At 63.1% G+C, this 7,079-nt stretch carries 6 protein-coding genes; 5 read left to right on the forward strand and 1 reads right to left on the reverse strand.

The genetic code is table 11. From position 1 onward, the window contains the following. Positions 1-8: 8 nt before the first annotated feature. Positions 9-1,160: an ABC transporter ATP-binding protein gene (locus BGRAMDRAFT_RS16365; protein WP_006049900.1), complete on the reverse strand. Its 1,152-nt coding sequence runs from the start codon at positions 1,158-1,160 to the stop codon at positions 9-11. A gap of 190 nt (positions 1,161-1,350) precedes the next feature. Here BGRAMDRAFT_RS16365 and BGRAMDRAFT_RS16370 point away from each other — a divergent pair, with 190 nt between their 5' ends. From BGRAMDRAFT_RS16370 to BGRAMDRAFT_RS16390, 5 genes are all read left to right on the forward strand, one after another. After that, positions 1,351-2,382, forward strand: a complete 1,032-nt coding sequence (locus BGRAMDRAFT_RS16370; protein WP_006049901.1) for a LacI family DNA-binding transcriptional regulator — start codon at positions 1,351-1,353, stop codon at positions 2,380-2,382. Positions 2,383-2,773: 391 nt separating this feature from the next. Further along, entirely contained in the window at positions 2,774-3,778 is a 1,005-nt protein-coding gene (locus BGRAMDRAFT_RS16375; RefSeq protein ID WP_006049902.1) for a sugar ABC transporter substrate-binding protein, read from the forward strand. An 87-nt stretch (positions 3,779-3,865) separates the two neighbouring features. After that, on the forward strand, positions 3,866-4,852 hold the full coding sequence (locus tag BGRAMDRAFT_RS16380; protein ID WP_006049903.1) for an ABC transporter permease: 987 nt from the start codon (positions 3,866-3,868) through the stop codon (positions 4,850-4,852). A 52-nt stretch (positions 4,853-4,904) separates the two neighbouring features. Then, positions 4,905-5,702, forward strand: a complete 798-nt coding sequence (locus BGRAMDRAFT_RS16385; protein ID WP_006049904.1) for an ATP-binding cassette domain-containing protein — start codon at positions 4,905-4,907, stop codon at positions 5,700-5,702. 30 nt (positions 5,703-5,732) lie between these two features. Then, entirely contained in the window at positions 5,733-6,968 is a 1,236-nt protein-coding gene (locus tag BGRAMDRAFT_RS16390) for an ROK family transcriptional regulator (RefSeq protein WP_006049905.1), read from the forward strand. Positions 6,969-7,079 lie beyond the last annotated feature (111 nt).

Raw genomic sequence — 7,079 nt, forward strand, 5'->3', positions numbered from 1 at the left:
AATGTCCTTTATGCGTAGTGTTCGACGGATTCCAGCGAAGCGGCGGCAAAGCCGTCTTCGGGAAACAAATGCGTGGCGTGGCGCGGCACACGCAAATGCGCGCGATCGCCCGGCGCGAGATGCGTGTCGCCCGGCGCCTTTGCGATCAGCGTGAAGCCGCCTGGCTGATCGAGATGCACGTAGCTGTGTTCGCCGAGTTGTTCGACGAGCGAGACGGTGCGTGTGAGCACCGCTTCGTCCTGAAGCGAAGACGTATCGATGAATTCGAGGTGTTCGGGACGCACGCCGAGCGTCACCGGTTGAGCGACCTCGAGCGCGGCGCCATCCACGGGCACGCGTACGTTTTCGAGCGTCGTGTCGAGCGTGACGATCACGCCTTGCGCGTCGACGGAAGCAACCCGTCCCGGCAAAAAGTTCATGCGTGGAGAACCGATAAAGCCGGCCACAAAGCGGCTTTTCGGACGGTGATACAACTCGAGCGGCGCGCCGATTTGCGCGATGCTGCCGTAGCGCTCAGTGTCTTTGCCCGCATGCAGTAACACGATCTTGTCCGCAAGCGTCATCGCTTCGATCTGATCGTGCGTGACATACACCACGCTCGCCTTCGCAAACTGCTTATGCAGCCGCGCGATTTCAATGCGAGTCTGACCGCGCAGTGTTGCGTCGAGATTGGAAAGCGGTTCGTCGAACAGAAACACGCCGGGCTGGCGCACGATTGCGCGGCCAATTGCAACGCGTTGACGCTGACCGCCCGAGAGTGCTTTCGGCCTGCGTTCGAGCAGTGCTTCGAGTTGCAAAATGCGCGCGGCTTCGCGTACCTTGCGGTCGATTTCTTCCTTGGGAGTTTTTGCGAGCTTCAATCCAAAGGCCATGTTCTCGAACACGGTCATATGCGGAAAGAGCGCATAGCTCTGAAACACCATCGCGACGCCGCGCTGTGCGGCCGGCACGTCGTTCATGATCTTTCCACCGATCGACAAGTCGCCGTCGGTGAGATCTTCGAGCCCCGCGATCATGCGCAGCAAGGTCGACTTGCCGCAGCCCGAGGGGCCGAGAAAAACGCAGAATTCGTTCTCGCCGATTTCCAGATCGACGTCGCGAATCACCGGCGCGCCGTCGCCATACGCTTTCTGTACGCCTCTTAACGAAATGCTCGCCATCGCATCGACTCCGTGATTTAATCGGCTCGACGACGGAGATTAAGCGCTTAATCAGCAGGACCTAAAAAATCGATCGCATGCGATCGCCGGTCCTTGCCTGTCTCCATGTCGTTTTGTCTGTGCGACAGATGGTGCCGTGCCTTGCGCTTTGATGCAAATGCCGGGTAACCATCCCAAATAATGACGATCTATGCCCACACTCAGTGAAGTCGCGCGCCACGCGGGCGTGACGCCCGCCACCGTTTCGAACGTGCTGCGCAATCGCGGCCGCGTCGGCGAGGCGACGCGTCAACGCGTACTCGAAGCCGTCGATGCCCTCGGCTACCGCCCGCATCTTGCCGCTCGCGCGCTGGCCGAAGGCCGCGCGCCGACGCTCGCGTTGATGGTGTCGAGCATCGCCAATCCGTTCTATCCGGAGTTCGCGCTCGCCGTCGAACGCGCGGCGCGTACGAGCGGCCACTTCGTCATCATTTGCAATACTAACGAAGATCCGGTGACGGGCCGCGCCTACCTCGATCAGATTGCCGGCACGCTGTCCGAGGGCGTGCTGGTGACGAACGCGAACCTCGAACTCGCCGACCTTCATGTGACCGAATCGCGCGGTACGCCCGTGGTTTTATGCATGTGGGAGCGGCCCGACGATCCGCCGGGTTTGCCCTGCGTCGCGGTCGATTTTCGTCTGGCCGGCGAACTGGCCGGCAAACATCTGCTCGAGTTGGGACATCGGCGGATAGGCGCGATTGTCGGCAGCAAGGCGTCCGGCGTTCACGCAACGCGCTACGAAGGTTTCGTCGATGCACTGCGCGCGGCCGGCGTGCGCAGGAACCGCGTCCGGCATGCAGCGGATACGATCCACGGTGGCTACACGGCGGCGCGCGCGTTGCTCGAAGCCGACCCGCAACTCACTGCGATCTTCGCGACCAACGACCTGCCGGCGCTCGGCGCGATGCATGCCGCCGCGGACCTGGGGCTTGCCGTGCCGGGGGATTTGTCGGTTGTCGGCATCACCGATATTCAACTCGCGCGCGAATCGCGGCCTGCGTTGACCACGGTCGCGGTGCCGACCGTCGAAGTGGCCGGACTCGCGGTGTCGCTGCTGCGCGAGTTGATCGAGTCGTCGTATGGGCAGAACGCACGCGGCAAAACGAAAGTGCCGATGCGCGTTTCGTCCGCGCCGCAACTCGTGGTGCGAGCGTCGAGCGGCACGCCGCGCTCGCGTTGATTTTCCCCTCGCACCGCTGCAAACCGAGCGAAGCATGCGGGGCTTTTAGTCGCTAACGCATGCCTTTTAGCTTTCAGACAACTTTCACCGCAGCCAGGACTTTCCCCAATCGGCGTCACTCGACGCTGCATCGCATCACCGCCGGAGAGCCCGGCCCCGTATGGCTTTTCGCGCCTAGACGTGACTGGCCGCACTGTCGCCCCCGCTCACGAGATTCCTTGACGCGCCCGTTCGCGCCTGCTGTACTAAATCAACCAAAGTGATTTAGGCGGCTTCTTTCGACCTCACATCACGGTTCGAATCAGCCGCCGTTCAGGTTGCGCCGCGCAGCGTTCGCATGTGCAACCGCCGGCAGTTCAAACGTCGTTGCCAATAACTGGAGGAGCGTCCCATGAATCTGAATTCCCGCAGGCTTCCTGTCGCCAGGAAAATCGTCTCCATGTGCGTCGCGGCGTCGGCGGTCTGGTGCGCGAGCGCGAGCCAGGCAGCCGACCAGCCGGTCGTCGGCCTCATCACGAAGACCGACACGAACCCGTTTTTCGTGAAGATGAAGCAAGGCGCGGAAGCGGCTGCGTCGAAAGACGGCGCGAAGCTGATTACCGCCGCAGGCCGCTTCGACGGCGATAACGCGAGCCAGGTGACCGCGATCGAAAACATGATGACGGCCGGCGCGAAAGCGATTCTGATCACGCCGAGCGACACCAAAGCGATCGTGCCGAGCATCAAGAAAGCGCGCGCCGCCGGTGTGATGGTGGTCGCGCTGGATACGCCGACCGATCCGCAGGACGCCACCGACGCCCTCTTCGCCACCGACAACTTCAAGGCCGGCGTGCTGATCGGCAAGTACGCGAAAGCCGCGTTGAACGGCAAGCCCGCGAAGATCGCCACGCTCGACCTCGCGCCAGGCGTGTCGGTCGGCGTGCAGCGTCATAACGGTTTCCTGGAAGGCTTCGGCGTGAAGGAAGGCGACGCGTCGATCGTGTGCAGCCAGGACACGCGCGGCGATCAGGCGAAAGGCCAGACCGCGATGGAGAACTGCTTGCAGAAAGCGCCGGACATCAACGTGGTTTACACGATCAACGAGCCGGCAGCCGCGGGCGCGTATCGCGCGTTGAAAGCGGCGGGCAAGGACAAGAGCGTGATGATCGTCTCCATCGACGGCGGCTGTGAAGGCGTGCGCAACGTGAAGGCCGGCTCGATTGCCGCGACCTCGCAACAGTATCCGTTGAAGATGGCCTCGCTCGGCGTGACGGCGGGCGTCGACTACGCCAAGACCGGCAAGAAGGTCACGGGCTATCAGGACACGGGCGTGACGCTGATCACCGACAAGCCGATGTCCGGCATCGACAGCAAGGACACGAAGTTCGGTGTCGACAACTGCTGGGGCAACAAGTAACGCGCACTGCACGGCGGCCCACGTAACGGGCCGCCGAACGATTCGCCGCGCGGCGCCTGCCGCGCTCATGTCTCGAGGTCATCCATCATGTCGACTCCCTCCGCGCCCGCGGGCCATCCGCGCCATTTCTCCGACCGTCTGCCGTCGCTCGCCGAAGTCGGGCCGCTCATCGCGCTCGTGCTGGCTTGTGCATTCTTCATTTCGCAAAGCAGCCGGTTCCTGTCGTTCCAGAACCTCTCGCTGATTCTTCAGCAGACGATGGTCGTCGCCGTCATCGCAATCGGTCAGACGCTGATCGTGCTGACCGGCGGCATCGATCTCTCATGCGGGATGGTGATGGCGTTCGGCTCCATCATCATGACGAAGTTCGCGGTCACGCTCGGCCTGCCGCCGGCCGTCGCGATTCTTTGCGGTATCGCCGCGAGCACATTGTTCGGCGTGCTCAATGGCGTGCTGATCACGCGCATCAAACTGCCCGCGTTCATCGTCACGCTCGGCACGCTGAACATTGCCTTCGCGCTCACGCAGATCTATTCGAATGCGGAAAGCGTGTCGAATCTGCCGGACGCGATCATGTTCTTCGGCAACACGTTCAAGCTCGGTCCCGCCGATGTCACGTACGGCACCGTCCTCACGCTGCTGATGTATCTGGCCACATGGTTCGTGCTGCGCGACACGGTTCCTGGGCGGCACCTGTATGCGCTCGGCAATAACGCCGAGGCCGCGCGGCTGATGGGCTTGTCGTCGCAGAAGATCCTGCTCACCGTGTACACATTGGCGGGCGCGATCTATGGCGTCGCGGCGCTGCTGTCTGTATCGCGTACCGGCGTGGGCGATCCGCAAGCGGGGCAAACGGAGAATCTCGACAGCATTACCGCGGTGGTGCTCGGCGGCACGAGTCTTTTCGGCGGACGCGGTTCGATTTCCGGCACGCTGCTCGGCGCGCTGATTGTCGGCGTGTTTCGAAACGGCCTGACACTGATCGGCGTTTCTTCGGTCTACCAGGTATTGATCACCGGCATGCTGGTGATTCTCGCGGTGGCCGCGGACAAACTTTCTCATCGCCGCGGTTAAGCACAGCACCGCCAACATCTTGCATGCAGGTCCGGACCGACAGGAGCCCGTGATGTCGACAACTACTTCCGCTTCTTCCCCGCTGCCCGTTTTACAGGCGCGTGGGCTCGTCAAACGTTATGGCAATGTGACCGCGCTCGACGGCTGCGATTTCGAGGTGCTGCCCGGCGAAATTCTCGCGGTGATCGGCGATAACGGCGCAGGCAAATCGTCGTTGATCAAGGCGCTGTCCGGCGCGACCGTGCCCGACGAAGGCGAGATTCTGCTCGACGGCAAGCCCGTCAAATTCCGCAGCCCGCTCGATGCACGCGCGCAAGGCATCGAGACCGTCTATCAGGAACTCGCGGTCGCGCCCGCGATGAGCATCGCGGAAAATCTCTTTCTCGCGCGCGAATTGGTGAAGCCCGGCTGGCGCGGCTCGATCTTCAAGATGATCGACAAACGCCGCATGCTGGAGGAAGCGACTGCGCATATGAAAGACCTGCAAATCGGCATTCGTTCGATGCGCCAGGCCGTCGAAACACTGTCGGGCGGTCAGCGCCAGGGCGTCGCGGTCGCGCGCAGTGCGGCATTCGCGCGGCACGTCGTGATTCTCGACGAGCCCACCGCCGCGCTCGGCGTGAAGGAAGGCAACATGGTGCTCGAACTGATTCGCCGTGTGCGCGACCGCGGGCTGCCGGTGATTCTCATCAGCCACAACATGCCGCACGTATTCGAAGTCGCGGACCGCATTCATATTCAGCGGCTCGGCCGGCGCGCCGCGCTCGTCAATACAAAAGACGTGCATATGTCCGAGGCCGTTGCAATCATGACGGGCGCGAAAGAAGCCGACGTCAAGGCGATTGCATGATGCAGTCACTTCGCTGAGGGGCTCATCGTCATGGATACCACGGGCATGCGCCCGCCCCTCAAACGCACGGTCGGCTCAAACCAGGTCGGCATGCGGCAATTCAACGAACGCATCGTGCTGCAGGCGATCCGCCTGCACGGGCCGCTGCCGAAAGCCGACGTTGGCCGCCTGACACGTCTTTCGATGCAGACGGTGTCGATGATCGTCGACCGTTTGATCGACGACGGTCTGCTGGAAAAGCAGGCGCGCGTGCGTGGCAGGATCGGGCAGCCGTCGGTGCCGATTGCGTTGCGTGCGGACGGTGCCTATACGATCGGCATCAAGGTCGGGCGCCGCAGCCTCGACGTGCTGGCGATGGATTTCGCCGGCCGCGTTGTGTGCCGCGACGTGTTCGAGTATCCGTATCCCGATCCGCGCACGCTGTTTCCAGCGCTTGAAACAAGGCTCGCGCGCGTGAATCAGACGCTCGGCGCGAGCGCGAGCAAAGTGGTCGGCGTGGGCGTGGCCGCGCCGTTATGGCTCGGCGGCTGGCGCGATCTGCTCGGCGCGCCGCCCGACGCGCTGGATGCGCTCGATGCATGGCACGAGATCGACTTGCGCGCGCGCATCGCGACCATGACGGGCCTCCCGGTGGAATTCTCGAAGGACACCACCGCCGCCTGTGCCGCCGAACTCGTGATGGGCCAAGGGCGCGGCATCCACAATTTTCTGTATCTGTTCGTGGGCACGTTCATTGGCGGCGGACTCGTGATCGACGGCCGCTTGCATGGCGGACCGCACGACAACGCGGGCGCGGTCGGCTCCATTCCGCTGCGCGAAGGCAGCGCGCGCAAGCCGGCCAGGCAACTGCTGCACGCGGCATCGGGCTTCGTGCTCGAACGCCTGTTGAGTGAAGCGGGCAAGCCGGCTGCGGCCGCGCACGATCATCGCGCGTTATCGCCGGATATGTGGCGGCATACCGAGGAATGGCTCGATAGCGCGTGCCCCGCGATTGCCAACGCGCTCACGAATGCGGCAGCGCTGCTCGATCTCGAAGCAGTGGTGATCGACGGTGAACTCGACCGGCAAATGGTGCGCGAAATCATTCGTCGCACCGAGCGCGTGCTGGATCGATTCGAGTGGGAAGGGATGGTGCGTCCGCAACTATTGGAAGGCGCAATCGGCGCCGACGCACGCGCGATGGGCGGCGCAATACTGCCGCTCTATGCGCACTTCGCGCCGGTGCATGAACTCTTTCTCAAGCCGGCGACCGAGCCCGCATATTGATTTGCAGCGACGCGTTCAGTTCATTGCGCCGCGACTCTCTTCACCGAGACCGAAGCGGTCTTTGCGGGCGCGGATTCGAGCAGCGGTTGCAGCGCGGGCGCCATCGACTTC

The organism is Paraburkholderia graminis C4D1M (genome assembly GCF_000172415.1).
Lineage (GTDB): Bacteria > Pseudomonadota > Gammaproteobacteria > Burkholderiales > Burkholderiaceae > Paraburkholderia > Paraburkholderia graminis.